Annotated in this window: 21 protein-coding genes and 2 tRNA genes; 6 read left to right on the top strand and 17 right to left on the bottom strand. The window is 41.5% G+C overall.

What is annotated here, in order from left to right; all coding sequences use genetic code 11:
- Positions 1-9 precede the first annotated feature (9 nt).
- From FTT87_RS05275 to FTT87_RS05265, 3 genes are all read right to left on the bottom strand, one after another.
- Positions 10-189 carry a hypothetical protein gene (locus FTT87_RS05275; RefSeq protein WP_180082278.1) on the bottom strand — a complete coding sequence of 60 codons (180 nt, stop codon included), beginning with the start codon at positions 187-189 and terminating at the stop codon, positions 10-12.
- A 354-nt stretch (positions 190-543) separates the two neighbouring features.
- On the bottom strand, positions 544-729 hold the full coding sequence (locus FTT87_RS05270; protein WP_180082277.1) for a hypothetical protein: 186 nt from the start codon (positions 727-729) through the stop codon (positions 544-546).
- A gap of 242 nt (positions 730-971) precedes the next feature.
- The gene (locus FTT87_RS05265) at positions 972-1,187 is read right to left on the bottom strand and encodes a hypothetical protein (protein ID WP_180082276.1); all 216 of its coding nucleotides are present in this window, start codon (positions 1,185-1,187) and stop codon (positions 972-974) included.
- A gap of 241 nt (positions 1,188-1,428) precedes the next feature.
- Between FTT87_RS05265 and FTT87_RS05260 the strand changes: the two genes are divergently transcribed.
- Positions 1,429-1,629, top strand: a complete 201-nt coding sequence (locus FTT87_RS05260) for a dodecin family protein (RefSeq protein ID WP_180082275.1) — start codon at positions 1,429-1,431, stop codon at positions 1,627-1,629.
- Between the two features lie 84 nt (positions 1,630-1,713).
- Here FTT87_RS05260 and FTT87_RS05255 read toward each other — a convergent pair whose 3' ends face one another.
- Positions 1,714-2,415: a DsbA family oxidoreductase gene (locus FTT87_RS05255; protein ID WP_180082274.1), complete on the bottom strand. Its 702-nt coding sequence runs from the start codon at positions 2,413-2,415 to the stop codon at positions 1,714-1,716.
- 246 nt (positions 2,416-2,661) lie between these two features.
- Between FTT87_RS05255 and FTT87_RS05250 the strand changes: the two genes are divergently transcribed.
- The gene (locus tag FTT87_RS05250) at positions 2,662-3,921 is read left to right on the top strand and encodes an OmpP1/FadL family transporter (RefSeq protein ID WP_180082273.1); all 1,260 of its coding nucleotides are present in this window, start codon (positions 2,662-2,664) and stop codon (positions 3,919-3,921) included.
- 218 nt (positions 3,922-4,139) lie between these two features.
- Complete coding sequence (locus tag FTT87_RS05245) at positions 4,140-4,889, top strand: hypothetical protein (RefSeq protein WP_086197232.1); 750 nt, start codon at positions 4,140-4,142, stop codon at positions 4,887-4,889.
- A gap of 95 nt (positions 4,890-4,984) precedes the next feature.
- Here FTT87_RS05245 and FTT87_RS05240 read toward each other — a convergent pair whose 3' ends face one another.
- The 3 genes from FTT87_RS05240 to ompR all read right to left on the bottom strand — a co-directional run bounded on the left by FTT87_RS05240 (position 4,985) and on the right by ompR (position 9,180).
- On the bottom strand, positions 4,985-6,502 hold the full coding sequence (locus FTT87_RS05240; RefSeq protein WP_086197231.1) for an acetyl-CoA hydrolase/transferase family protein: 1,518 nt from the start codon (positions 6,500-6,502) through the stop codon (positions 4,985-4,987).
- Between the two features lie 205 nt (positions 6,503-6,707).
- A complete protein-coding gene (locus FTT87_RS05235; RefSeq protein ID WP_086197230.1) occupies positions 6,708-8,168 on the bottom strand; it encodes an ATP-binding protein in 1,461 nt (486 codons plus the stop codon).
- 247 nt (positions 8,169-8,415) lie between these two features.
- A complete protein-coding gene (gene ompR / locus FTT87_RS05230) occupies positions 8,416-9,180 on the bottom strand; it encodes a two-component system response regulator OmpR (protein ID WP_086197229.1) in 765 nt (254 codons plus the stop codon).
- A 335-nt stretch (positions 9,181-9,515) separates the two neighbouring features.
- Between ompR and FTT87_RS05225 the strand changes: the two genes are divergently transcribed.
- The gene (locus tag FTT87_RS05225) at positions 9,516-11,876 is read left to right on the top strand and encodes a Tex family protein (RefSeq protein WP_180174532.1); all 2,361 of its coding nucleotides are present in this window, start codon (positions 9,516-9,518) and stop codon (positions 11,874-11,876) included.
- Between the two features lie 53 nt (positions 11,877-11,929).
- Here the strand turns inward: FTT87_RS05225 and FTT87_RS05220 are convergent, their stop codons facing one another.
- The 4 genes from FTT87_RS05220 to FTT87_RS05205 all read right to left on the bottom strand — a co-directional run bounded on the left by FTT87_RS05220 (position 11,930) and on the right by FTT87_RS05205 (position 16,269).
- Positions 11,930-12,247 (bottom strand): hypothetical protein, encoded by a 318-nt coding sequence (locus tag FTT87_RS05220; protein WP_180174531.1) that lies wholly within the window; start codon positions 12,245-12,247, stop codon positions 11,930-11,932.
- Between the two features lie 87 nt (positions 12,248-12,334).
- Positions 12,335-13,713, bottom strand: a protein-coding gene (locus tag FTT87_RS05215; protein WP_373423498.1) for an IS3 family transposase whose coding sequence is annotated in 2 segments (ribosomal slippage) — positions 12,335-13,204 and positions 13,207-13,713 — 1,377 coding nt in all. Because the reading frame shifts where the segments join, the coding sequence is not laid out codon by codon here.
- 80 nt (positions 13,714-13,793) lie between these two features.
- Positions 13,794-14,681, bottom strand: coding sequence for an SDR family NAD(P)-dependent oxidoreductase (locus tag FTT87_RS05210; protein ID WP_086197226.1), 888 nt, complete (start codon positions 14,679-14,681; stop codon positions 13,794-13,796).
- Positions 14,682-14,991: 310 nt separating this feature from the next.
- Positions 14,992-16,269 carry an O-acetylhomoserine aminocarboxypropyltransferase/cysteine synthase family protein gene (locus FTT87_RS05205; protein ID WP_086197225.1) on the bottom strand — a complete coding sequence of 426 codons (1,278 nt, stop codon included), beginning with the start codon at positions 16,267-16,269 and terminating at the stop codon, positions 14,992-14,994.
- A 324-nt stretch (positions 16,270-16,593) separates the two neighbouring features.
- Between FTT87_RS05205 and ettA the strand changes: the two genes are divergently transcribed.
- Positions 16,594-18,255: an energy-dependent translational throttle protein EttA gene (ettA, locus tag FTT87_RS05200; RefSeq protein WP_086197224.1), complete on the top strand. Its 1,662-nt coding sequence runs from the start codon at positions 16,594-16,596 to the stop codon at positions 18,253-18,255.
- 49 nt (positions 18,256-18,304) lie between these two features.
- On the opposite strand, the gene FTT87_RS05195 is transcribed toward ettA, so the two are convergent.
- Complete coding sequence (locus FTT87_RS05195) at positions 18,305-18,724, bottom strand: tetratricopeptide repeat protein (RefSeq protein ID WP_180174530.1); 420 nt, start codon at positions 18,722-18,724, stop codon at positions 18,305-18,307.
- Between the two features lie 399 nt (positions 18,725-19,123).
- Between FTT87_RS05195 and FTT87_RS05190 the strand changes: the two genes are divergently transcribed.
- Positions 19,124-20,080, top strand: a complete 957-nt coding sequence (locus tag FTT87_RS05190) for a cation diffusion facilitator family transporter (protein ID WP_180043461.1) — start codon at positions 19,124-19,126, stop codon at positions 20,078-20,080.
- A gap of 24 nt (positions 20,081-20,104) precedes the next feature.
- Here the strand turns inward: FTT87_RS05190 and FTT87_RS05185 are convergent, their stop codons facing one another.
- The 5 genes from FTT87_RS05185 to FTT87_RS05165 all read right to left on the bottom strand — a co-directional run bounded on the left by FTT87_RS05185 (position 20,105) and on the right by FTT87_RS05165 (position 22,792).
- Complete coding sequence (locus FTT87_RS05185; protein ID WP_086197221.1) at positions 20,105-20,446, bottom strand: hypothetical protein; 342 nt, start codon at positions 20,444-20,446, stop codon at positions 20,105-20,107.
- A gap of 166 nt (positions 20,447-20,612) precedes the next feature.
- A tRNA-Glu gene (locus FTT87_RS05180) sits at positions 20,613-20,688 on the bottom strand.
- A gap of 30 nt (positions 20,689-20,718) precedes the next feature.
- Positions 20,719-20,794 (bottom strand) — tRNA-Ala (locus FTT87_RS05175).
- A 57-nt stretch (positions 20,795-20,851) separates the two neighbouring features.
- Positions 20,852-22,360: a glutamate--tRNA ligase gene (gene gltX, locus FTT87_RS05170; RefSeq protein ID WP_180174529.1), complete on the bottom strand. Its 1,509-nt coding sequence runs from the start codon at positions 22,358-22,360 to the stop codon at positions 20,852-20,854.
- A gap of 129 nt (positions 22,361-22,489) precedes the next feature.
- Positions 22,490-22,792, bottom strand: coding sequence for a hypothetical protein (locus FTT87_RS05165; protein ID WP_180043457.1), 303 nt, complete (start codon positions 22,790-22,792; stop codon positions 22,490-22,492).
- Between the last annotated feature and the right edge of the window lie 334 nt (positions 22,793-23,126).

Below are 23,126 nucleotides of genomic sequence, written 5' to 3'. Positions count from 1 at the left end.
ATCTCACCTCTAGAGATGCTTTTGCGCTTTTTCTAGATAACTTGCCAATACGATATTAATCGCGAGTTCAAGTAACTTATATTCTGCAGACGTGGGCTGGGAGTAATGCTCAGCAAGCATGATCAACTGATCGGTTTTGATCGTTTGCGGAGAAATCTTGCCTTGAATCAGTGCTTGAAGTTCTTGCATATACACACTTCTTCTTGAGTGAATTATTTATTTAATTGTTTTGATTATATGTATTTAGTAAAAAAAAGCATGAAAAAAAATGTCAGTTTTTGAGTATTTATAGACATAATTTGCAAAAAATGTAAATTTTAAATAAAAAATAAGCAATTTTTTGGCAGGAGAGAGCAGAAATCTGCTGATCAGGCTTTAGCTGTCCTGTTATTTTGCAAAGAAATGGATAAAAAGAAAGTAATGAAATGACAGATTAAAACGATGTTCTGATCGAACATAAGCTGGTGAACAAAATGCCAATTTATGCTGATAAAAAAACCAGACCACATTTGTTTTGTCTGGTTTTTTTTATGGATTTTTAGATTAGGCAGCTGTTTTAGATGCAGTCACACTCTGTATCTCAGTTTTAGCAACAGGTGCTTTTTGTTCAGCATTCACGGTTTCTGTTGCTTTGCTGACAGGAAAATCTGGGGTATAAACAATTTGAGCAGAAAGGTTAGCAGAGCAAGCCACAATAGCAACAGCGATAAGAGATTTAATCAGGTTCATCATCATTTTCCTTTAGTGAAAGGATGTCTGCTTCATTCAAAAATGAAGCAGGCAAGGAGAGAAATAAAAATAAATTTCATGTGAATGATATCAAGAAGTGATTGAATCAAGTAAGGAGGTGAGAGCAAAAAAAGATGAACGGTGAGTTTAAAATATTATATAAATCATATATTTAGAGTTTTTGCTCTAAGACAGACTGTCTGTTAACAATCTGTCTTAACTGCTTTGAAAATATATAAAAATTATTTTGCATGGCATTTATTTTGGTATTTTTTTTCGTAAACTTTTCCCGCCACACCTCCAATAATGGCACCACTAAACGTACCGAAAACGGGTAATACACTACCAGCCACTGCGCCAATCAGTACACCTTTGAGCGTGGGTGAAAAAGGAGATTTTGCAGATGTGCTTTGTTTTGGACTGGTATCAATCATCGGATCTTGTATTTCAGTGTTCATATTTACCTCTATAAATTTCATGATTAGGAACTCAGATATTCCGCATATTAGCCTAGCGAATTGTGCTTTTAATTGTGTCCAAACCTTGTATAGATAAGTTGTCTTTTGTAAGAGGTTCAAAGCAAATAAGGGTATTGTGACCCGGCTGTAAGTTTTTGCGCTGTAATGTTAAAACTCACTTTTTTGTTTAGAAAATGTCCTATGATCTGGACTCAAAATAATAAAACCTGAGGTAAAAACAATGGCTATCGCAAAAGTGGTTGAAGTGAATTCAAGCAGTAATAAAAGTTTTGAAGATGCTATTCAAAGTGGCATAGATAAAGTGATCGAAACAGTGAAAAATGTGCAGGGTGCATGGATAAATGAACAAAAAGTGGTGATTAAGGATAATAAAATTACAGAATATCGGGTGAATTTAAAAATTAGCTTCTTGGTTGACTGAATTGAATAGATCAATGAATCTTAAAATAAAAAATCCCCAAGGACTGGGGATTTTTTATTGACTTGCTGTAGTTAAGACTTCAGCTTATTTTTCCGGAACATCACACTGATCTTCTTTACAGATTGCGCTATCTTCAGCAACTATGTTGTCTTGTTGAGGTGCTTCAAGGGCTTTTTTCATCACCTGTAAAAATACTTCACGTGGCTGTGCACCCGCGAGTGCGATCCGTTGATCAAAGACAAAGAAGGGTACCCCGGTCACTTTGAGCTGATCACGTGCTACTTCTTCATCAAATTTGACAAAATCTGCAAATTCGTCTGAATTGAGCACATCATCTACTTCAACCGGATTTAAGCCAATACGGGCTGCAACATCTTCCAGGGTTTCACGTTCACCAATGGCTAAACCTTGGGTCATATAACTATAGAAAAAGGCTTCTTTGGCTTCGGAACCCAAGCCTTTGCTTTGTGCCAAATGAATAATACGGTGAGCATTGAAGGTGTTGCCTGAATTGGCATTTTCCCAATTGAACTGAATACCTTCTTCTGCAGCCATTGCGGCAATATTGCGCTGCATTTCTTCAACTTCAGTCAGAGTACGGCCGTATTTTTGCGCCAGACGTTCAGAGTTGGATACTTCTTGGCGAACAGGTGCTTCCCGGTCAAGTTCATAACTATGCCAATGAACTTCAAGTTCTAAACCTGCCTGTTCAGCAGCAGCTTCCAGACGTTTTTTACCAATATAACAAAATGGGCAAACTACATCTGACCAAATATCTACGCGCATGAGAGTTCTCTTATCTTTTCTTGCTTCTATTGATGGGGATAGAGATTAAAATTTAAAGCATCTAAAAATGAAAAATCATGAATTTATCAAATGGTATAAAACATATAGGTTTAAGGATAGATTGAAACTTAAAGAAGCGGGGTTCTTATGAAAAAATCGAATAAGCAATTCCATTTTAATTAGATTACAAGCATTACTATAAACAATATTATTAAAAAATATATTATTATTTAATCAATTGTTAGCATGAATATTCACACTTCTCCCCGTTTTTTAGCTGCTTTATTGCCATTGATCAGTACTCCTGTATTTGCAACAACTGGATATTTTATGCATGGTTATGGCATTAAGGCTCAAGGGAATGCTGGAGCCTCTGTTGCACATTTTCAAGATGCATTGACCATTGCAAATAACCCGGCAGGGTTGAGTTGGGTGGGCTCAAGAATCGATATTGGCGCTACACTTTTTGCTCCTGATCGCTCAGCAGAAATAGTGGGGAATGCTGTACCTGGTGCCAATGGTCATTATGATGGCAATGGTCGAAAGTATTTTGTACTTCCTGAACTTGCCTATAACCATCAAGTGAATAATCAAGTTAATTTGGGGATCGCTATTTATGGCAATGGCGGTATGAATACCGGCTATAAGCAAAATCCATTTGCTGCATTTGGAAATCAAGGCAGTGCGGGTGTGGATTTGTCACAGGTGTTTATTTCTCCTGCTGTCTCTTGGCAATATGCGAAAAATCAATCGATTGGGGTTGCGACCAATATCTTGTATCAACGTTTTGAAGCCAAAGGTATTAGCGGTTTTGCGGGTCTTTCTGTCGATGGCAATAAGCTCAGTAATAAGGGTAAAGACTCCGCTACAGGCGTTGGCGTACGTGTCGGTTGGGCTGGGAAGTTCTTTGATGAGCGTTTAACTCTAGGTGCAAATTATAGTTCTAAAATTGATGCAGACCGTTTTGATCAATACAGTGGCTTATTTGCACAACAAGGTGATTTTGATGTACCTGAAAGTTACGGTATTGGTGCAGCCTATCAGCTGACAGCAAAGTTGAACGTGGCTGCCGATGTGGAACGTATTAACTATTCAGATGTCGGTTCGGTTGGACATGCGATTAATCCGCTATTCCAGGGGCATGCCTTTGGGTCGGATCAAGGTCCAGGCTTTGGCTGGAATGACATTAACGTGTATAAAGTTGCAGCAAGCTATCAGGCTCATCCAAAATTAACTTTACGTGCCGGGTATAGTCATAACGACCAGCCCATTTCGGCGGATCAAACCTTCTTGAATATCTTGGCACCCGGGGTCGTGCAAGATCATTTGAGCGTAGGTGCAACCTGGAATGTAGATGCTCATCAAGAGCTCAGCATTGCATATACCCATGCTTTAGAAAAAGAAGTAAAGGGCAGTGAGTCCATTCCTGCAAACTTTGGTGGTGGTGAAGCGAATTTGACAATGAGTCAGAACATTTTAGGCTTGGCTTATGGTTATAAGTTCTAACCTGAGGCTTTCAAAAGTTGCGATAAAAGCCCTTTTCATCGGGCTTTTTTAGCTATGCGGTTTAATCTTCAATTAGCCATTTTCTTAAACAAGACATATGGACTTGATTTTAACTCATTTGCTGTCCTGCATACTTTGTGTCCTTATTGTTTGATAAATGAACGATTTAAGGCTGAATCAAGTTATGATGTGAAAAAGGCGGTATAGGGGAGTCTGGTATGCCCAGAATTTTTCTCATCTTGGCATTGGCAACATGCAGCGTATTTGGCTGGATGTTGTATCAATATTCGGTCCAGCAAAAGGAACTCAGCCAACTGCACAGCTACCAAACGGTATTGTATGAAAAAGCCGAACTCATTTATCAGCAGGCCCAAGACTGGTCTAAGCCAATCCAGATCAATGTTTCAGATAATCGTCTGCAGGGCGATTATAAAGTGATGGCAGATTTTGTGTTGAGTGAAATGATTCAAAATGCTGAAGCAAGAAATCAGTATTTGCGCGAGCTGAAAGCGATTCACTGGGATCAGTTTTTAAATATCGACCGTTTAGACCAAGACCGCGAGCAGAAATATGTAGAAACCGAGCAGATGTTGCAGCAAGCACATCTGCTCGCGAAGCGCTATCAGCAACAAACCCTACAGCGTGAACAAAATACCTTAGCCCGAGCTAAACAATTATCGATTAAATCACATCTCAGGCATCAGCTCACCGATAGCTTGCGTGAAAGCCGGGATAGTGATCAGACCCATGCGCTATTTGCTCTGGAGCTACAGGTTCTAGATAAGGCGGATGCCTTATTCCAGATTCTTAAAAATAATCAATGGGAGAAAAAGAACAAGACCTTTATGTTTTATCAGGATCAGCCCCTCAAGCAGTTTAATGATTTGTATAAGCAGATTCTGCAGTTAAATGCAGAAATAGAAAAAATTAAAAAGCAAAACCGTCAGGCGGTTGAGCAGCGTTTATAGATTTTGAGTTTCGATTGGGGGATGTCAGCTAAAGCAGCAGTTTAAAATAAAAAAGCGTACCGAAGTACGCTTTTTGATACTATTGAGTGAGGCGATTAAGCACTTTTCTCTTCAGCCTGAGCAGCAAGCATATGGCCGGTTTCTTCGAAGTTTGAATGCCAAGACAGCGCTTCACGAAGAATGTGTGGAGTTTGACCACCTTTAGCACATGCACGATCAAAGTAATTGTTTAGAGCATCACGGTACATCGGGTGAGCACAGTTGTCGATAATCACACGCGCACGTTCACGAGGTGCTAAACCACGTAAGTCAGCAAGACCCTGTTCAGTTACCAGAATGTCTACGTCGTGTTCAGCATGGTCAACGTGAGAAGCAAATGGCACCACAGAAGAAATGTCACCGCCTTTAGCGATAGACTTAGTCACGAAAATTGCCAAGTGGGCATTACGTGCGAAGTCACCAGAACCACCAATACCGTTCATCATTTTGGTACCGCATACGTGAGTTGAGTTTACGTTACCGTAAATATCGAACTCTAATGCAGTGTTGATACCGATAATACCGAGACGACGAACCAGTTCAGGGTGGTTCGAAATTTCTTGTGGACGAAGCACAAGTTTGTCTTTGTATTGCTCAAGGTTGTTAAATACTTTTTCGCCATATTTAGCAGAAAGCGTAATTGAAGAACCTGAAGCAAATTTCATTTTGCCAGCATCAATCAATTCGAAGGTACAGTCTTGAAGTACTTCTGAGTACATGATCAAGTCTTCGAAGTTCGAATCTTTCAAACCGGTCAATACTGCGTTGGCAATCGAACCGATACCTGCCTGTAATGGACCAAGATTAGAAGGAAGACGGCCTTCAGCCACTTCTTTTTCAAAGAATGCGATCAAGTGGTTCGCAATGCCTTGAGTTTCATCATCCGGTGCAGTCACGGTAGATGGAGAATCGTGGTATTCGCTGTTGAATACGATACCGACAATTTTTGCAGGATCGATATTGATGGCTGTTGTACCAATACGCTCATCCACTTTAGTCAACGGAATAGGTTGACGTGTTGGACGATATGTTGGGATGTAGATGTCGTGTAAACCTTCAAAAGCAGGGCTTAAGTTGGTGTTGATTTCTACAATCACTTTTTCAGCGAAAATAGCAAAGCTAGCAGAGTTACCCACAGATGTAGTTGGAATGATGCCGCCATCTTCAGTAATGGCAACAGCTTCAATCACTGCCACATCTGGCTTTTTAAGTTGCTGGTTACGCATTTGTTCAACAGTTTCAGACAAATGCTGATCGATGAACATCACTTCGCCTTTGTTAATGGCTTTACGTAACGTATTATCCACCTGGAACGGTAAACGGCGAGCAAGTACACCAGCTTCAGTTAACTGTTTATCTAAATCGTTACCAAGACTTGCGCCTGTAATTAAAGTAATTTTCAAAGGATTTGTTTGAGCCTGTTTTACCAGTGCCAGGGGAACAGCTTTTGCTTCACCTGCACGAGTAAATCCACTCATACCTACAGTCATACCATCTTGGATAAAAGTAGCAGCTTGTTCTGCGCTCATGACTTTGTCATGAAGTGACGCTAAACGAATACGATCTAAAGACATGGTCTACGCTCAATTCTTGTTCAAAACTAGACGGATTGTACCGTCCAAAAAACAAATTGTGCATGCCTGTTAGGCTAAGGTCTAATTTTTTGAAAAAATGTGGGTATAACGAATTTTTATGGTTTTTAATGCCTTGATTTTAATAGTGTAAAAACCAGGGGGGTAATCATTAAACAAAACTGTTTGTTGATTAATTGATCAAAGCTTAAAAGTGTCCCGTAATCGTTTGTTTAATTTTTTCTAAAGTGCCTTGCGGGATATTTTCCTCAACTTCATCATGCAGTAGAGGTAAAGAAATCAGTGCTTCCAAACCGCCTTGCGGGCGATTTTGAATGGTAAGCTGCCCTTGATGAAGATCAACAATACGTTTTACGATGGCCAAACCTAAACCACTGCCCTGAATGGTCCGGGCTTCATTGCCGCGCACGAAAGGTTGCATCAAATCTTCAATCTGGTCTTCAGGAATACCTTCGCCATGGTCGGCGACACGAATCAGCAGGTGATTGTTTTCCACTTTGGCAGATAACTCGATCGGTTCGGCGCCATAGCGTTTGGAATTGTTAATCAGATTACCAATCAGGCGCTTTAAAGACTGGCTACGTGCCTGAATAATTGGAACTTCCTCAGCTTCAAAACGCACGTCCAGCGGCTTGAACTGAATGACCAGTTCCTGTAACAGCATATTAATATCGGTGTCCTGAAGTTCTTCATCAGAGCCATCACGCATGTAGGAGATGAACTGGTTCAGGATGGCATCCATATCTTCGACATCATAAATGAAGCCTTCTTTCAAAAAGTCATCATCGGGCATCATTTCTGCACTTAAGCGGATACGGGTTAGCGGAGTACGCAAGTCGTGTGAAATCCCCGCCAGCATAATACGGCGGTCACGTTCAGTCTGCTCCAGCGTATAAATCATATGATTGAAGGCCTGATTGACTTCACGAATCTCTTGTGGCCCATGATTGGTTTCCAGATAGGGTGCTGAGCCGGTTTTGCTATAGTTGTTAGCTGCATCCTGCAAACGGCGAAGCGGGCGGTTTAACTGGCGAACTAGAGTCAAAATGATGGCAGCAGCAATCAGTGGAATACCAACTAACCAGCCATAGATCAGTTCGGGACTATAGTTGGCATAGGTTTTTAAAGGTTCACGGACCCAATTTCCATTCATTTCTGGAGTCTGAATCCAGATACTGGGACTGGGTTTAAACTGGAAATAAACCGTTACATTTTCAACTTTCAGTTCTTTCGCCAGCTTTTTTTCTATTTGATTGGTAAAAAATTCGGCAATCACCTTGTCTCTTACACGGGGATATTCTGCGGGATTGGTAATATATTCAATACCGACCCGATTTTTGAGCCATAAATCGGCATCCACTTCGGCATTATTATGAAAAATGCGTAAGTCAGGATTGTTTAGAATTTCCAGCTCGACCCCTAAATAGCGGGCATGCTGCTGAATTTCAGGAAGGTAAAGCGTACGCCAAAAGAACCACAACGACATAAATAAACTGAAAAATACAACGAATAACACCAGCACGGTGGTACGCATTGCAGCAGAACGCGGCTTAATCTTATCCAGAAAGCGTTCCCAGCGGGTTCGCTTCTTTTCTGAATAAGCTTCGTAATCAGTAAATTTTTGCGGGTCGATGGGTTCAAGTTTCACGCCAGCTTCCTGTAGGTATTTTTTTAAATTGAACAGTAATAATATTCGCGGTGGAATCTTACTGCCTGTACTTTCGATGGAAGGAGCTTGTTATGTTACTTTTTTTGAAAAAAGTAACCAAAAAACTTTGCCATTCGCTGAACTCGCGCATTTGCATGCGAGTTTTTAAAAAAGGGCGAGCTCAAACAGCAGCGAATGGCTTTTAGGGACAATTAATATTGCGAAGAATTATCCGCGTTGAGCATTTTTATTCCGCACCATCTGGAACAAAGACATAGCCTACGCCCCAAACCGTTTGAATATAACGCGCACGGGCAGGGTTTTCTTCCACCAGACGACGTAAACGTGATACCTGAACATCAATCGAACGTTCCATCGCACCCCATTCACGGCCACGTGCCAAATTCATCAACTTGTCACGGGTTAAGGGTTCACGTGGATGTTGTACCAGTGCTTTCAGTACTGCAAATTCGCCCGTGGTCAGCGTTACCACCTGGCCTTCACGGGTCAGGGTGCGGGTCGACAAATCCAGTGACCAAGGGCCGAAGCTCACGACTTCCATTTGCTGGCTTGGTGCACCCGGGACTTCACGAACCTGGCGGCGCAATACAGCACGGATACGTGCGAGCAGCTCATTTGGGTTAAACGGTTTAGGCAGGTAATCATCAGCACCTGCTTCCAAGCCGGCAATACGGTCAGAATCGCTGCCACGGGCGGTCAGCATGATAATCGGCGTATCGATATTGGATTGGCGTAAACGGCGACAAATACTTAAACCATCTTCAACAGGAAGCATAAAATCGAGCACGATCAGGGAGAAAAGTTCGCGCTGCAATAAACGATCCATTTGCGTTGCATCGTGAGCAGTTTTGACCACAAAACCTTTATCTTCTAGAAAACGCTGTAACAACGTACGTAAACGCACATCATCATCCACAACGAGAATGCGCTCGACGCGATCAGGGTCGCTTTGTACTGGATCTGTTTTTTCAGCAGGTACCACTAAACTCATGATGTGCTCCTTTATCTTTATTGTCATCGTAAACAAAAGTTTGGATGATCTTGAGTATACGATTCATTTGTATCTGTTTACTATGCTCTAAAGCAACAAATATTGCAGATAAAATCAAGACATAGATACCAAATATATACATCTAAATTATCGCTTATCCTGCTGAATATGTAGAGTTAAAATCTACTTATCACCTAATTTTGTCGCAAATTCTAAAAAAACTGTGAATTGGCAATACTGACCACTGATAAATTTAATCAAAACAGTTGTGGATTTTATAGTCTTGGTCTTTATAATCATGCCATTTAGTACTTATCCTTGTGGGATCAAACACGATGACTGACTTAGTTCAGCAGTTGGCAAAAGAAATTGCCGTACGTCCAAATCAAGTAGAAGCTGCCATCAAGCTGATTGATGAAGGTGCAAGCGTTCCATTTATCGCACGTTACCGTAAAGAAGTAACCCAAGGCTTGGACGATATCCAGTTACGCCAACTCGACACCCGTTTATCGTATTTACGTGATTTATTTGAACGCCGTGAAAAAGTAATTGAATCGTTGAAAGAACAAAATAAATTGTCAGACGATTTGTTGGCACGTGTAAATGCTGCTGAAACCAAGAATGCTTTAGAAGAACTTTATGCACCGTACCGTCCAAAACGTACCAGCAAATCATTTAAAGCCAAAGAAGCGGGCCTCGGGCCAATTGCTGAAAAAATCTTCAGCGAGCAAGTTGATCCTGCGGAAGCACTCGCTGGCTTTAGCCATGAAGATTATCCGGATGTGGAAAGCCAGTTGGATGCGATCCAGCACATTCTGATTGATGACTGGGCACAAAATATTGCTTTAACCACTGAACTTAAAGCGACATTTGCCAAAACAGCTGTATTGAAAAGTCTGGTCGCCAGTGAAGAGAAAAAAGAAGTCGGTAAAAAATTCCGCGATTACTTCGATTTTTCTGAAAACTTAAACAAAGTACCTTCACATCGTTTATTGGCCATGCTGCGTGGCCGTCAGGAAAATGTCCTGGGCTTAAAAGTGGATGGTGAAGATGATGCCCCACTTGCTCGCATTGAAACTGAATACAACCTGGAAACAGTGCAACCGCAAAGCCGTCAGGATTACTTGAAGCAAACTGCAAAACTGTTCTGGTTAGGCAAAGTCCGTCCACAAATCGAACATTCATTATTGACTGAAAAACGCTTGGCTGCTGAAGCAGAGGCGATGGAAGTCTTTGCTGAAAACCTGCGTCATTTATTGCTTTCTGCTCCTGCCGGTGCACGTTGTACCTTAGGTGTAGACCCTGGCATTCGTACCGGCGTGAAGCTGGCTGTGGTGAATCAGTCCGGCGATGTGGTTGCGCATAGCACCATTTATCCGTTTGCACCAAAAGAAGATAAAGCAGGTTCAATTGCAGAACTTGCCCGTCTATGCCGTGAATTCAATGTTGACCTGATTGCCATTGGTAACGGTACTGCAAGCCGTGAAACTGAAGCTGTTGTGGCTGAAATGATGGCGGCCAATAGCGACCTGAAATTGACCCGGGTTTCCGTCAGTGAAGCAGGCGCATCGGTTTATTCGGCATCTGAACTGGCTTCACAAGAACTTCCAGAACTCGATGTTTCAATTCGTGGCGCTGTATCTATTGCACGTCGTTTACAAGATCCACTCGCGGAACTGGTGAAGATTGATCCGAAAGCGATTGGTGTGGGTCAATACCAACACGACGTAAACCAGGCCGGTTTGGCGAAAACATTAGAAGCAGTTGTTGAAGACTGTGTGAACTCGGTCGGTGTAGATGTCAATATAGCATCTTCAGCAATTTTGGGTTATATCGCAGGTTTAAACAAATCGATTGCCCAACAAATTGTTGATTTCCGTAAAGAAAATGGCCGTTTTGATAACCGTCAGGCACTCAAAAATGTACCACGTTTAGGCGAGCGTACCTTTGAACAGGCGGCAGGTTTCTTGCGTATTCAAGATGGCTCTGAACCACTGGATGCATCTGCCGTACACCCTGAGTCTTATGGCTTGGTAGAAAAAATTGTTGCAGCAAAAGCCACTACGGTAAAAGATATTATTGGTAATTCTGAAATCATTCGCCAGGTGAATGCCGAAGAATTTGCTGATGAGCAATTCGGTTTACCAACCATTCAAGATGTATTGGCTGAACTGGAAAAACCGGGCCGTGATCCACGTCCGGAATTCCGTACTGCCAAGTTCCGTGATGACATTACTGAAGTGTCACAATTGACTGAAGGCATGCAGCTGGAAGGTGTGATTACTAATGTCACCAACTTCGGTGCATTTGTGGATGTGGGCGTACATCAAGACGGTTTAGTGCATATTTCTGAACTGGCGAACGAGTTTGTATCCGATCCGCACAAAGTGGTGAAACCGGGTCAGATCGTACAAGTACGTGTATTAACTGTCGATGCTGAACGTAACCGTGTGAACCTGTCGATGCGTCCTGAAGGTTCAGAAGCTCCGGCTAAAGCACCACGTCAGCCACGCCGTGACAATGCTCAGAATGAACAACGTGCTGAACGTAAGCCTCAAGCTAAACGTCCACAGCATTCACGTCCGCAAGGCGACCGCCCACAAGGCAAGAAACCTCAAGCGGCTAAACCACAAGAAAATAAAATTGGTGGTTTGGGTGCATTATTACTTCAAGCCGGGATTAAAGGTTCGAAATAATCTTTGATGGTTCAAAGAAAACCTCCCAATTGGGAGGTTTTTTTATTTGATCTTTATGAATTAATGATTGGCACAATCCAGCTACAGATAATCAGAATAATACCCAAATGACCCAACTTACGCGTGATTTTTTCTATCGTTGAAACCCGAATAGCAGGCTGCTGAGAAGCGTTTTTCATTTTTAGTGATGCCAGAGACTTATTGAAATGTAGGAATACGCCTAAATCGATACAAATTAAAATAGTACCGATATCGCTGACGATATCCATCAATTTATAATCTTGCAGGTATAGAGAAGTACCGACTTGATAGCAAAGAAAAAGAGCAAAGGCAAAACAGCTATATTGGAAAATGAGAGCAGCAATCCGCATAAAAATCTAAGAGCAAAAAATGATGGGTGTTTATAGCATAAAAAAGCCAGTCTAGTTGATCTGACCCCAGAAAGTTAGACGGTTTGATTAAGCAGCTTTTAAGGACTGACTCCTGTACTCTACAGGACTCAGTCCTTTTAATTTAACCTTGATTCGTTCATGGTTATAATAGTGAATATATTCTTTCACGGTTTGCTCTAAATCATCAATTGTTTTAAATTTTTTACCATAGAAACATTCAGATTTGAGTATTCCAAAGAAACTCTCCATAGATGCATTATCTAGGCAGTTCCCTTTACGTGACATACTTTGAATTAAGCCTTTCTCCGATAATTGTCTTTGGTAATGCGCCATCTGGTACTGCCATCCCTGATCTGAGTGGACAATAGGTTTTTCGCTTGGTTTTAGCTTGTTTACAGCTTCTTTCAGCATATCTTTAACCAATCCAAACAGCGGTCTGCGCTGTGTTTGAAAGGCAATAATTTCACCATTAAACAAATCCATAATAGGTGATAGATAGAGCTTTTCACTACCCACCTTAAATTCAGTCACATCTGTAACCCATTTTTGATTAGGTTTATCTGCTTCAAATTGGCGTTGCAATATATTGTCTGCAATTTTACCCACCTGTCCCTTATATGAACGATATTTCACAACCCTGATACGTGATTTAAGCTGCATGGACTGCATAAGCCTTTGGACGCACTTGTGATTTATAGTTAAACCTAAGTTCCTGAGTGCAAGGGTAATCCTGCGATACCCATATCGTCCTTTATGCTGATGATATATCACCTTTATTTGATGCTTAAGGCTACTGTATTTATCGTCAAGCCTGGATTGCTTTTCATGATAAAAATATGTGCTTCGAGCTATTTTAGAGGCACGTATCAAGTATCTTAGCGGATAGATTTGCCTTAATTCAGACACGAATCTTGCAATCGTTGCAGTTCGACTTTTTCCTGTTCTCTCTGCTTCTGAATCAAGGCTCTCCGCTTTTTTAAATAGGCATTCTCCGCACGTAGATATGCCAGCTCCTCAAGCAACTGTTCCTGTGTTTTATCACGATCTTCTTGAGCGTATTTACTCTTAATTAACTTGGGTGTTGACATACCTTTGAGTGGTCCTTTGGGCTTGGGTTTCAGGCCATCTATACCATCTTTCTGATAAAGGAATAACCACCTACGAACTGTTTCTTTCTCTTTAATATTAAACCGCTGAGCTGTTTCTCTAATAGATAAACCTTCATCTAAGGCTATTTTTACTACTTTATATTTGAACTCGATCGAAAAAACTGGTTTCGTTCTCAAAATATCCAGTCCTGACTCACCATGTTGATTATAGGATTTCACCCATTCCTCAACACTACTAGGATTTATATTAAATTTATGACCTGTTGTTTTTGATCCAAAACCTGATAAGTAATATTGAACAACTTTAAGTTTGAATTCTTGCGAATATTTAGCCATAGAAAAGCACCCTCCAAATTAGACGAAGTATCCAACTTTCGGGGTGCAGATCAAGTGACTGGCTTTCGTATTGCACAATCTTACCAATGTTCACCCGGGAACAAACGTGCATACGCTTTTTGAACCCAATTCAGCTTCTGTGGTTGACCTACCGAAGCAGAAGAGCTTGGGAACAGGTTATAACCAATTGACATCAATTTATTGTTAATGTCTGGAGCAATAGAATAGGTAATTGAAGCCAAACGGCCTAAGTGGGTCGCAACTTTTTTCGGGCGTTTCACGATCGCATAGGCAATTAAATCGGCTGCCTGTTCCGGAGACAGGGTGGGTACGTATTTATAGATTTTGGTTGGTGCAATCATCGGGGTACGAACCAATGGCATATAAACTGAAGTAATGGCAATTTTATGCGAATGGACTTCGGCAGACAGACAGCGGCTAAATGCATCCAGTGCAGCTTTAGAAGCCACATAAGCGGAAAAACGTGTCGCATTGGCCAAGACACCTATCGAGCTGATATTGATGATATGGCCATCCCGGCGAATCATCATTTGTGGCAGAATGTTCATCACTAAACGTACTGCACCAAAGTAATTCAGCTGCATGGTGCGTTCAAAATCATGGAATCGGTCGGTCGATTCATGAACTGCACGACGAATTGAGCGTCCTGCATTGTTGATCAGGATATCAATATGGTCTACAGAGGCTAAAATCTCTTTTGATACCTCATCAATAGATTCCATGTTATTTAAATCACATGGGAAAACAGATGCTTTGCCGCCCTTGGCTTCTATTTCTTGTTTGACTTGATCTAATGTTTCTTTGGTACGAGCCACCAACAGAACATGTGCACCGGCATCGGCGAGTTTATGTGCAGCGGTTAAACCAATACCACTAGATGCACCAGTAATTAAAACAACTTTGCCGTTGACTCGATTCTGAAAAAGTTTCTCTAGTTTAGAATTCACAATATTTTCCTGGTTTCAATAGAATAAAAATTTAGATTATTTTTTTAGTTGATTCTAGCGCTCAAAATTTGGCAAATTTAAGCTATTCTCGAGCCATTTATAATAGCGAATGTTGGGAAAAAATCTACAAATAAGTAATTGAATTTACAAATATAATTAGAGTAATTGCTCTATTATTGTTTTAACTGTTATTTAATTTTTACCATGAATTAAAACCAAAGCAAAGAGAAATAATCAAAAAATTATACTCAAATAAAAGTAGCCTTCTTTCGTTTAGAAAGAAGGCTAAATTGCATTCTAATCAAAAGCTTTAAACTTGTGCCAATGCCTGTTCCAAATCTGCAATTAAATCATCAATATGTTCAATACCGACAGATAAACGGACCATATCAATACTCACCCCTGCAGACTTCAGTTCTTCTTCGTTGAGCTGACGATGGGTGGTAGTGGCAGGATGGCAGGCCAGGCTTTTGGCATCGCCAATATTGACCAGACGGGTAAAGAGTTGCAGGGCATCAATAAAACGTGTTCCACCTTCACGGCCATCTTGTACACCAAAAGACAGAATTGCTGAAGGTTTACCTTTCACGTATTTTTGTGCCAGCGCATGCTGAGGATGATCTTTTAAACCAGCATAATTGACCCATTTGACTTTCGGATGCTGCTGTAAATATTCCGCGACCTTTTGTGCATTTTCAGTATGACGCTCCATACGAAGGTTCAGTGTTTCCAGACCTTGCAAGATCAGGAATACACTGAGGGGGCTAATGGCAGCACCGGTATTGCGTAGAGGGACCACACGCGCACGGGCAATATAGGCAGCCGCACCTAAGGCTTCGACATAATTAACCCCGTGATAACTTGGGTCAGGTGTATTTAATACTTTGAAACGTTCAGGATATTTGCCCCAAGGGAATTTACCGCTATCAACAATGGCACCGCCGATTGAATTGCCGTGACCACCAATATATTTGGTCAGTGAATGCACGACAATGTCAGCACCATATTCAAAAGGTTTAAGCAGGGCAGGCGTGGCAACGGTATTATCGACAATCACCGGTACACCATATTCATGGGCAATTTTAGAGATGGCTTCCAGATCGATGATATTGCCGAGCGGGTTGCCGATAGATTCGACAAACACCAGTTTGGTTTTCTCGTCAATTAAACCACGCAAGGCTTCAGGGTTTTGGTAATCAAAGAATCGAACTTCAATGCCCTGTTTAGGCAAAGTATGGGCAAACAGGTTGTATGTACCGCCATATAGCGTTGAAACCGACGCAATATTGTCACCAGCTTCGGCAATGGTCTGAATGGCATAGGTAATCGCTGACATCCCAGAGGCCAGAGCCAAAGCCCCAATCCCGCCTTCCAGTGCAGCTAGACGTTGCTCTAAGACAGCGGTCGTCGGGTTCATAATCCGGGTATAGATATTACCCTGAACCTTTAAATCGAACAGATCAGCCCCATGTTGAGTATTGTCAAAGGCATAAGAAGTGGTTTGATAAATGGGTACGGCGACCGCTTTTGTGGTTGGTTCTGGGCTGTACCCTGCGTGAATCGCTAAAGTTTCATCTTTATAAGTCATGTTTACATCATCTAAGTGAGTTAATTGTTTCGGTGGGTTATGCCATCAGTCTATCACCTGTGGATATGAATAAAAGTGCGTATTCTAGAAAAGAATATCTAATTTTCTTATATCTATGGGTTTTATTCAGTCACAATTCAATAAAACTGAGTATCTGCGATTGTGTTTAAAAAACCAACACGCCATTAGTTGTAACATTCTATTGAAGATGAAGGCTATGCCTTATTTTTTTTGTACTTTCATCGTATAATGCCCGCCAAATATTTGTTCGCATACTGCTGTGGGTAGAGTGCGAATGTTGCTTTTTCTATAGAGGAGTCCTACGTGGCCCAATATATTTACACGATGAACCGTGTGTCGAAGATGGTTCCGCCTAAGCGCGAAATCTTAAAAGACATCTCTTTATCATTCTTTCCAGGCGCAAAAATTGGTGTGCTTGGTTTAAACGGTGCAGGTAAATCGACCTTGCTCCGTATTATGGCTGGCGTAGATAAAGATTTCTCAGGTGAAGCCCGTGCTCAACCGGGTATTAAAATCGGCTACCTTGAGCAAGAACCACCACTTGATCCTAACAAAGACGTTCGTGGTAACGTTGAAGATGGTTTACGTGAACCATTGGATGCTTTGGCTCGTCTGGATGAAGTATTTGCTGAATATGCAGCGGAAGATGCTGACTTCGACAAACTTGCAAAAGAGCAAGAAAAGTTAGAAGCCATCATTCACGCTTGGGATGCACATAACTTGACCAACCAAATGGATCAAGCTGCTGCTGCGTTAAACCTTCCAGCTTGGGATGCAGATGTCACCTTGCTTTCAGGTGGTGAACGTCGTCGTGTTGCACTGTGCCGTTTATTGCTTTCTAAGCCGGACATGTTACTTCTTGATGAACCGACCAACCATTTGGATGCAGAATCTGTATCTTGGTTAGAGCGTTTCTTGAAAGATTTCCCTGGCACAATTGTTGCGATTACACATGACCGTTATTTCTTGGATAACGTTGCAGAGTGGATTCTGGAGCTTGACCGTGGACATGGTATTCCTTACCAAGGTAACTATTCTTCTTGGCTTGAGCAGAAAAATGCCCGTTTAGAGCAGGAAAATAAACAAGAAGAATCTTTTGCTAAGGCATTGAAAAAAGAACTTGAATGGGTTCGTTCAAATGCTAAAGGGCAGCAAAAGAAAAACAAAGCGCGTATGGAGCGTTTTGAAGAGCTTAACTCACGCGAATTCCAACAGCGTAATGAAACCTCTGAAATCTACATTCCACCTGGTCCACGCCTAGGTAACAAGGTTGTAGAAGTTGAAGGGATCAGTAAATCGTTTGGCGATAAATTACTGTATAAAGATTTGTCTTTCACAGTACCACCAGCTGCGATTGTCGGTATTGTCGGTCCTAACGGTGCGGGTAAAACGACTCTATTCCGTATGATGACTGGTGAACAGCAACCCGATACCGGTACGGTAACCCTGGGCGAGTCAGTTAAAGTCGCTTACGTGGGTCAGATCCGTGATACTTTGGACGATAACAAAACCGTTTGGGAAGAAGTATCGGGTGGTCTGGATATCTTGAAGATTGGTGATTACGAAATCGCATCACGTGCGTATATCGGTCGCTTCAACTTCAAAGGTCAAGATCAGCAAAAACGTGTAGGCAGTTTATCGGGTGGTGAGCGTAACCGTTTACAACTGGCGAAAATCCTGCAAATGGGCGCAAACGTGATTCTGCTGGATGAGCCATCGAACGACTTGGATATCGAAACCTTACGTGCACTGGAAGATGCAATTCTGGTATTCCCAGGTACTGTGATGGTGGTATCGCATGACCGTTGGTTCCTCGACCGTATTGCAACGCACATCTTGTCATTTGAAAATGAAACACCAGAGTTCTTCACTGGTAACTATACCGAGTTTGAAGAATATCGCCGTAAGCGCGATGGTGATGACTTGGCAACGCGTCGTCAAAAATATCGTAAAATCGGTGCTTAATTCCCGATTTTGATGTGAAAAAAAACCAGCCTTCGGGCTGGTTTTTTGATTAAAATGCAATTTGCGAATAACTATACATTAAAGTCTTTATTGCTTCCGGGTGACCTTGTTTGGCGGCTTTTTCGAGCCATTCCTGAGCATGGGTATAATTTTTATCTAGACCCAATTCACCATTCAAATAACACAGGCCCAGTTTATACTGAGAATCACGATGACCTTTTAATGCCGCACTTAAAAAGTTCCAGACTGCATTGCGTTTATCCTGAATGGCAGGATTGTTTTCTGATGTGTGTTGATAGGCATGCAGGCGTTCAAAGGTCTGATGATGTTCAAGCGCTAATTTTTCGTAATATTGGCCTTGTGTATATTCTGCCTGCACTTCGGAAAGGGCGTTTTGTCTTCCTTGTCTTGTTGAGTCGAATAAAGGTAACCAAGCGTAAACGATCTGTTCTATTTTATGCAGGATCATATTCAGCTCCTTATCATCTGGATTAAATGATTTTTATCCAATATTCTTAATATATATAGGTTTTTAAGAAATTAAATCTCTTTTATTTGTAAGTTAATTTTTATTTGAAAACAATGATGTGCTTTTTATTTTAATTTTATGTTTTTAAATGATTTTTTTATTAAAGTTGGATTGTGGAAAAGCCATTATTGAACTTCTTTTATCAGTGCCTTTGTTCTGACGATGAGGGTAAAATCAAGAGAGACAGGACTTATGAAAGAAATCTCTTGTGTTGAGGTTTAATTTTATTGCTCATGGTATTAGGGTAAGAATGCCATACTATTACCTCATGGTCGTATGATTATTAAATTGAATCGCTATCACAAAAACCAGAAAAAATAGAGTAATAGAGGAGTAGGTATGGCTGAACAGCATGGGCATAATCATAGTCATGCAGTGGTGACGGAAGCGAATGCCAAAAAGCTGACCTTTGCCCTGGCGCTCACCAGCATTTTTCTTATTATTGAAGTCATTGCAGGTTTTATCACTCAAAGTTTAGCCCTGCTTTCTGATGCAGCACACATGTTTACCGATGCGGCAGCCCTGGCGATTGCCTTGGTGGCGATCAAAATCGGCAAAATGCCGGCAGATGATAAAAGAACTTTTGGCTATCAGCGTTTTGAAATCTTGGCCGCCCTGTTTAATGCCTTAATGCTGTTTGTTGTAGCGATGTACATTCTGTTTGAAGCTTATCAGCGTTTTAGCCATCCACCTGAAATTCAAAGTCTGGGCATGCTGGTAGTTGCGGTGATTGGCTTAATGATCAACCTGATTTCTATGCGGATTTTATTTTCCAGCGCCACAGAAAGCCTGAATATTAAAGGGGCTTATCTGGAAGTTTTAAGTGATGCTGTGGGTTCGATCGGTGTGATTATGGGCGCAGCAATCATCTATTTCACTGGCTGGATGTGGGTAGATACCCTAATTGCGATGTTGATTGGTCTCTGGGTATTGCCAAGAACCTGGATTTTACTCAAACAAAGTATCAACATTCTGCTGGAAGGAGTTCCGGAAGAAATTGATATTGAGCAGTTGCGTAATGACCTTTTGGCGTTAAAGGATGTGGAGAATATCCATCAACTGAAGGTATGGGCCATTAGTTCCAGAAATGTCCATCTGACGGTACATCTTTATGCGCCTCAGGCAGATCGCACACTGTTATATCAGCAAGCTTTGGAGATGTTGCAGCATCAGCACGGTATTCGGGAAATCACGCTACAGATTGAAGATTATGAATGCGGGCTGCATTCATCCTGTCATCGCCATGATGATCACGAAGAACATTCACCTCATCAGGAAGATTCACACCAGCACTGAAACTGATGTGAAATCAAATCTATTTTAGATTTCCCATTCGTGATTACATTCACGGCATTTCCATTTCTTTTGCGATTGCATAAAGCCTTGCATGGAAATTTTAAAATCTGGCAGGTCGCGGTAAAACAGGAAACCGGCGATGACGCAGATGATAAAAGCCACTACGGTTGCAACTTGTAGGGTAGAGCCTGCACCATCGCCAAAAATCCACATCGCAATACTAATTAAAACCAGCAGTAATAAGATAAATACTGCGGGAATAAGAAAGACCAGACTTTTAGGAACTACAGGTCGTACTGCAGGGCTACCGGCTTGAGCGACAGGCATAATTTTAGGGCTTTGGCATTTTGGGCAACGGTATTGCATTACAACTCCATCATTTTAATTTATCGCTTATTTTAATCGGAATGACACAGAAAGCAAAAACAGCGCAAATAAAAGTTGATAAAAGATTGAGACAATAAAAAACCCAAGTCGCAATGCTTGGGTTTTTTATCAGATCAGCATAACCATATTATGATGATCTTGAATATGGCGTCCCTACGGGGATTCGAACCCCGGTTACCGCCGTGAAAGGGCGATGTCCTAGGCCTCTAGACGATAGGGACAATTGAGGCAACACAAAAAAAGGTGGAACTTGGTGGAGTCAAGGAGGATCGAACTCCTGACCTCTACAATGCCATTGTAGCGCTCTACCAACTGAGCTATGACCCCAGTTTGTGTGAGCGCAATATTAGGGGTATTGCGCTCACACGTCAACTATAAAATCAATTATGCTTCATCAACTGCATTATTTTTCGGCAATTTTAAGCTTTCATTGAGTTTTTCCCAGATTTTTGCTTCTTTTTTACTCGGTCCGCCAACAATTTCCAGAGCATGACGTAAGCGTGCGAAAGTTAAGTCAGGACCAATCGTCACCATCGATTGCATGACTGGGGTTGAACTGGTTGAACCGGCAATGGCAATAAAGAAGGTGGGCATAAAGTCACGCAGCTTAATTTCCATCTGGTTGGCCAAGTCCATTAAGGTTTGACTCACCGTGTCGTTATTCCAGGTGAACAGGCTTTCCAGACGCCAAATGGCAAACTGCAAGCTTTGACGAACCTGTTCTTCAGATAATTTCTTGCTTTCAAATTGTTCTTTGCTGATGCTTGGGAACTGGTTGAAATAGAAACCAGCCCAGTTCACTGCTTCAGAAAGCAGGTTGATACGCGGCTGAATGGCAGCAGCAATGTCTTCCAGGGTATTGCGGTCAGATTTCCATGCTAATAAAGTATTTAACAGCTCGGCAGGCGAGAGCGCTTTAATCCATTGACCGTTGAGCCAGTTGAGTTTTTCCACATCAAAGATCGGACCGCCGAGGGATACACGCTTAATGTCGAAATGCTCAATCATTTCTGCCAAAGTGAACTTTTCACGTTCATCTGGCATTGACCAGCCCATACGACCTAAATAGTTCAACAAGGCTTCCGGCAACACACCAATGTCTTTGTAGTAATTGATAGAGGTCGGGTTTTTACGCTTAGACAGTTTTGATTTGTCCGGGTTGCGAAGTAATGGCATATGACCCAGTACTGGCATTTCCCAGCCAAAGTATTGGTAGAGCAACTGATGTTTTGGTGCCGATGGTAACCATTCCTCACCACGGAAAACGTGAGTGATTTGCATCAAATGGTCATCAACCACATTGGCAAGATGGTAAGTCGGTAAACCATCGGTTTTGAGCAAAACTTGCATGTCGACTTGAGCCCAAGGAATTTCAACTTCCCCACGCAGTAAGTCGTTGACTTTACAAATGCCTTCTTTAGGTACTTTCATACGAATCACGTGGGGCTCACCTGCGGCAAGGCGACGCTGCACTTCCTCTGCCGACAGCTTTAAACCACGACCATCATAACGTGGCGTTTCGCCACGCGCCTGCTGTTCAGCACGCATTTGATCCAGTTCTTCTGGTGTTGCGAAGCAGTAGAAAGCATGACCTTTTTCTACCAGTTCCAAGGCATATTGTTTATAGATGCTCATACGCTCGGATTGACGGTACGGTGCATGTGGACCGCCCACATCTGGCCCCTCTGACCAATTTAAGCCTAACCAGCGTAATGAATCTAAAATCATTTTTTCGGATTCAGGGGTTGAGCGCAGTTGGTCGGTATCTTCAATACGAAGAATAAATTCACCGCCATGCTGTTTAGCAAAACATAAGTTAAACAAGGCAATATAAGCAGTGCCTACGTGTGGAAAGCCAGTAGGAGAAGGCGCAATACGAGTACGAACAGTCATAACCAATATTTTTCAGAATGTGAATGAAGGCTATTATAACGAAAAAGCCTAATCACTTAATGTTAAATTCAACATTGAAATGATTAGGCTAGATAGGAACTTCTAAAGGGGAATAAGTTCGCTGTTGAGTTAAGAGCTGCTTTGAGGGAACAGTGCTTGCACAAAACGGCTGAATTTCTGGTTTTGAGCAGCAAAGAAGCTTTGAGTTGGTGCCACTTTAATTTCGGTCAACATCTTTAAATCGTTATCGGCACGTAACGTATTTCCACCTTGCTTTTGCTGTTGCAGGGCTTTTTCAATCAATGAAGACTTTTCAGGACCTAAAATCACTTTGGCTTCGCTACCTTTGATTGCTGCTGCATGTCCCAGCTGAGCCATAAACCCTAAAGTTAAACTTAAGCTAAGCGCTTGTATAATTGCTGTATATCTCATTTCCACATCCCCCTTTTTTTTCCGGTGCTGGAATTTTATATATTGTTTTAATCCGATGAGCGAGTACCATTTAACCATACAAAAAAATACAAAAGTAGAACTAGCTCACACTTTTTTACAAAATAATAAATACCTGTAAACATTGTGCTCTTTGTATCAAAAAAATATGGAGACAACATGAAGAATCAGGAAAAACAACAAGCTGTAGATTTATGCTGATATTTTTTAGTACTAAAAGTGCATTTTAAAGCATTTTTATGGATATCTTTAAAACCGATTTTTAATCAATAAAATATTATAAGTTTATGATTGTTAAAAATATTTATGATTTATA

Source organism: Acinetobacter sp. YH01022 (assembly GCF_013420235.1).
Classification (GTDB): Bacteria; Pseudomonadota; Gammaproteobacteria; order Pseudomonadales; family Moraxellaceae; genus Acinetobacter.
The sequence above is the reverse complement of the archived record's forward strand: the minus strand, read 5'-3'. Positions and strand labels throughout refer to the sequence as shown.

Excerpts from the sequence above, each read along its gene's own strand:
- FTT87_RS05275 (WP_180082278.1), bottom strand. The coding sequence starts at position 189 with ATGCAAGAACTTCAAGCACTGATTCAAGGCAAGATTTCTCCGCAAACG.
- FTT87_RS05270 (WP_180082277.1), bottom strand. The coding sequence starts at position 729 with ATGAACCTGATTAAATCTCTTATCGCTGTTGCTATTGTGGCTTGCTCT.
- FTT87_RS05265 (WP_180082276.1), bottom strand. The coding sequence starts at position 1,187 with ATGAACACTGAAATACAAGATCCGATGATTGATACCAGTCCAAAACAA.
- FTT87_RS05260 (WP_180082275.1), top strand. The coding sequence starts at position 1,429 with ATGGCTATCGCAAAAGTGGTTGAAGTGAATTCAAGCAGTAATAAAAGT.
- FTT87_RS05255 (WP_180082274.1), bottom strand. The coding sequence starts at position 2,415 with ATGCGCGTAGATATTTGGTCAGATGTAGTTTGCCCATTTTGTTATATT.
- FTT87_RS05250 (WP_180082273.1), top strand. The coding sequence starts at position 2,662 with ATGAATATTCACACTTCTCCCCGTTTTTTAGCTGCTTTATTGCCATTG.
- FTT87_RS05245 (WP_086197232.1), top strand. The coding sequence starts at position 4,140 with ATGCCCAGAATTTTTCTCATCTTGGCATTGGCAACATGCAGCGTATTT.
- FTT87_RS05240 (WP_086197231.1), bottom strand. The coding sequence starts at position 6,502 with ATGTCTTTAGATCGTATTCGTTTAGCGTCACTTCATGACAAAGTCATG.
- ompR (WP_086197229.1), bottom strand. The coding sequence starts at position 9,180 with ATGAGTTTAGTGGTACCTGCTGAAAAAACAGATCCAGTACAAAGCGAC.
- FTT87_RS05225 (WP_180174532.1), top strand. The coding sequence starts at position 9,516 with ATGACTGACTTAGTTCAGCAGTTGGCAAAAGAAATTGCCGTACGTCCA.
- FTT87_RS05220 (WP_180174531.1), bottom strand. The coding sequence starts at position 12,247 with ATGCGGATTGCTGCTCTCATTTTCCAATATAGCTGTTTTGCCTTTGCT.
- FTT87_RS05205 (WP_086197225.1), bottom strand. The coding sequence starts at position 16,269 with ATGACTTATAAAGATGAAACTTTAGCGATTCACGCAGGGTACAGCCCA.
- FTT87_RS05195 (WP_180174530.1), bottom strand. The coding sequence starts at position 18,724 with ATGATCCTGCATAAAATAGAACAGATCGTTTACGCTTGGTTACCTTTA.
- FTT87_RS05190 (WP_180043461.1), top strand. The coding sequence starts at position 19,124 with ATGGCTGAACAGCATGGGCATAATCATAGTCATGCAGTGGTGACGGAA.
- FTT87_RS05185 (WP_086197221.1), bottom strand. The coding sequence starts at position 20,446 with ATGCAATACCGTTGCCCAAAATGCCAAAGCCCTAAAATTATGCCTGTC.
- gltX (WP_180174529.1), bottom strand. The coding sequence starts at position 22,360 with ATGACTGTTCGTACTCGTATTGCGCCTTCTCCTACTGGCTTTCCACAC.
- FTT87_RS05165 (WP_180043457.1), bottom strand. The coding sequence starts at position 22,792 with ATGAGATATACAGCAATTATACAAGCGCTTAGCTTAAGTTTAACTTTA.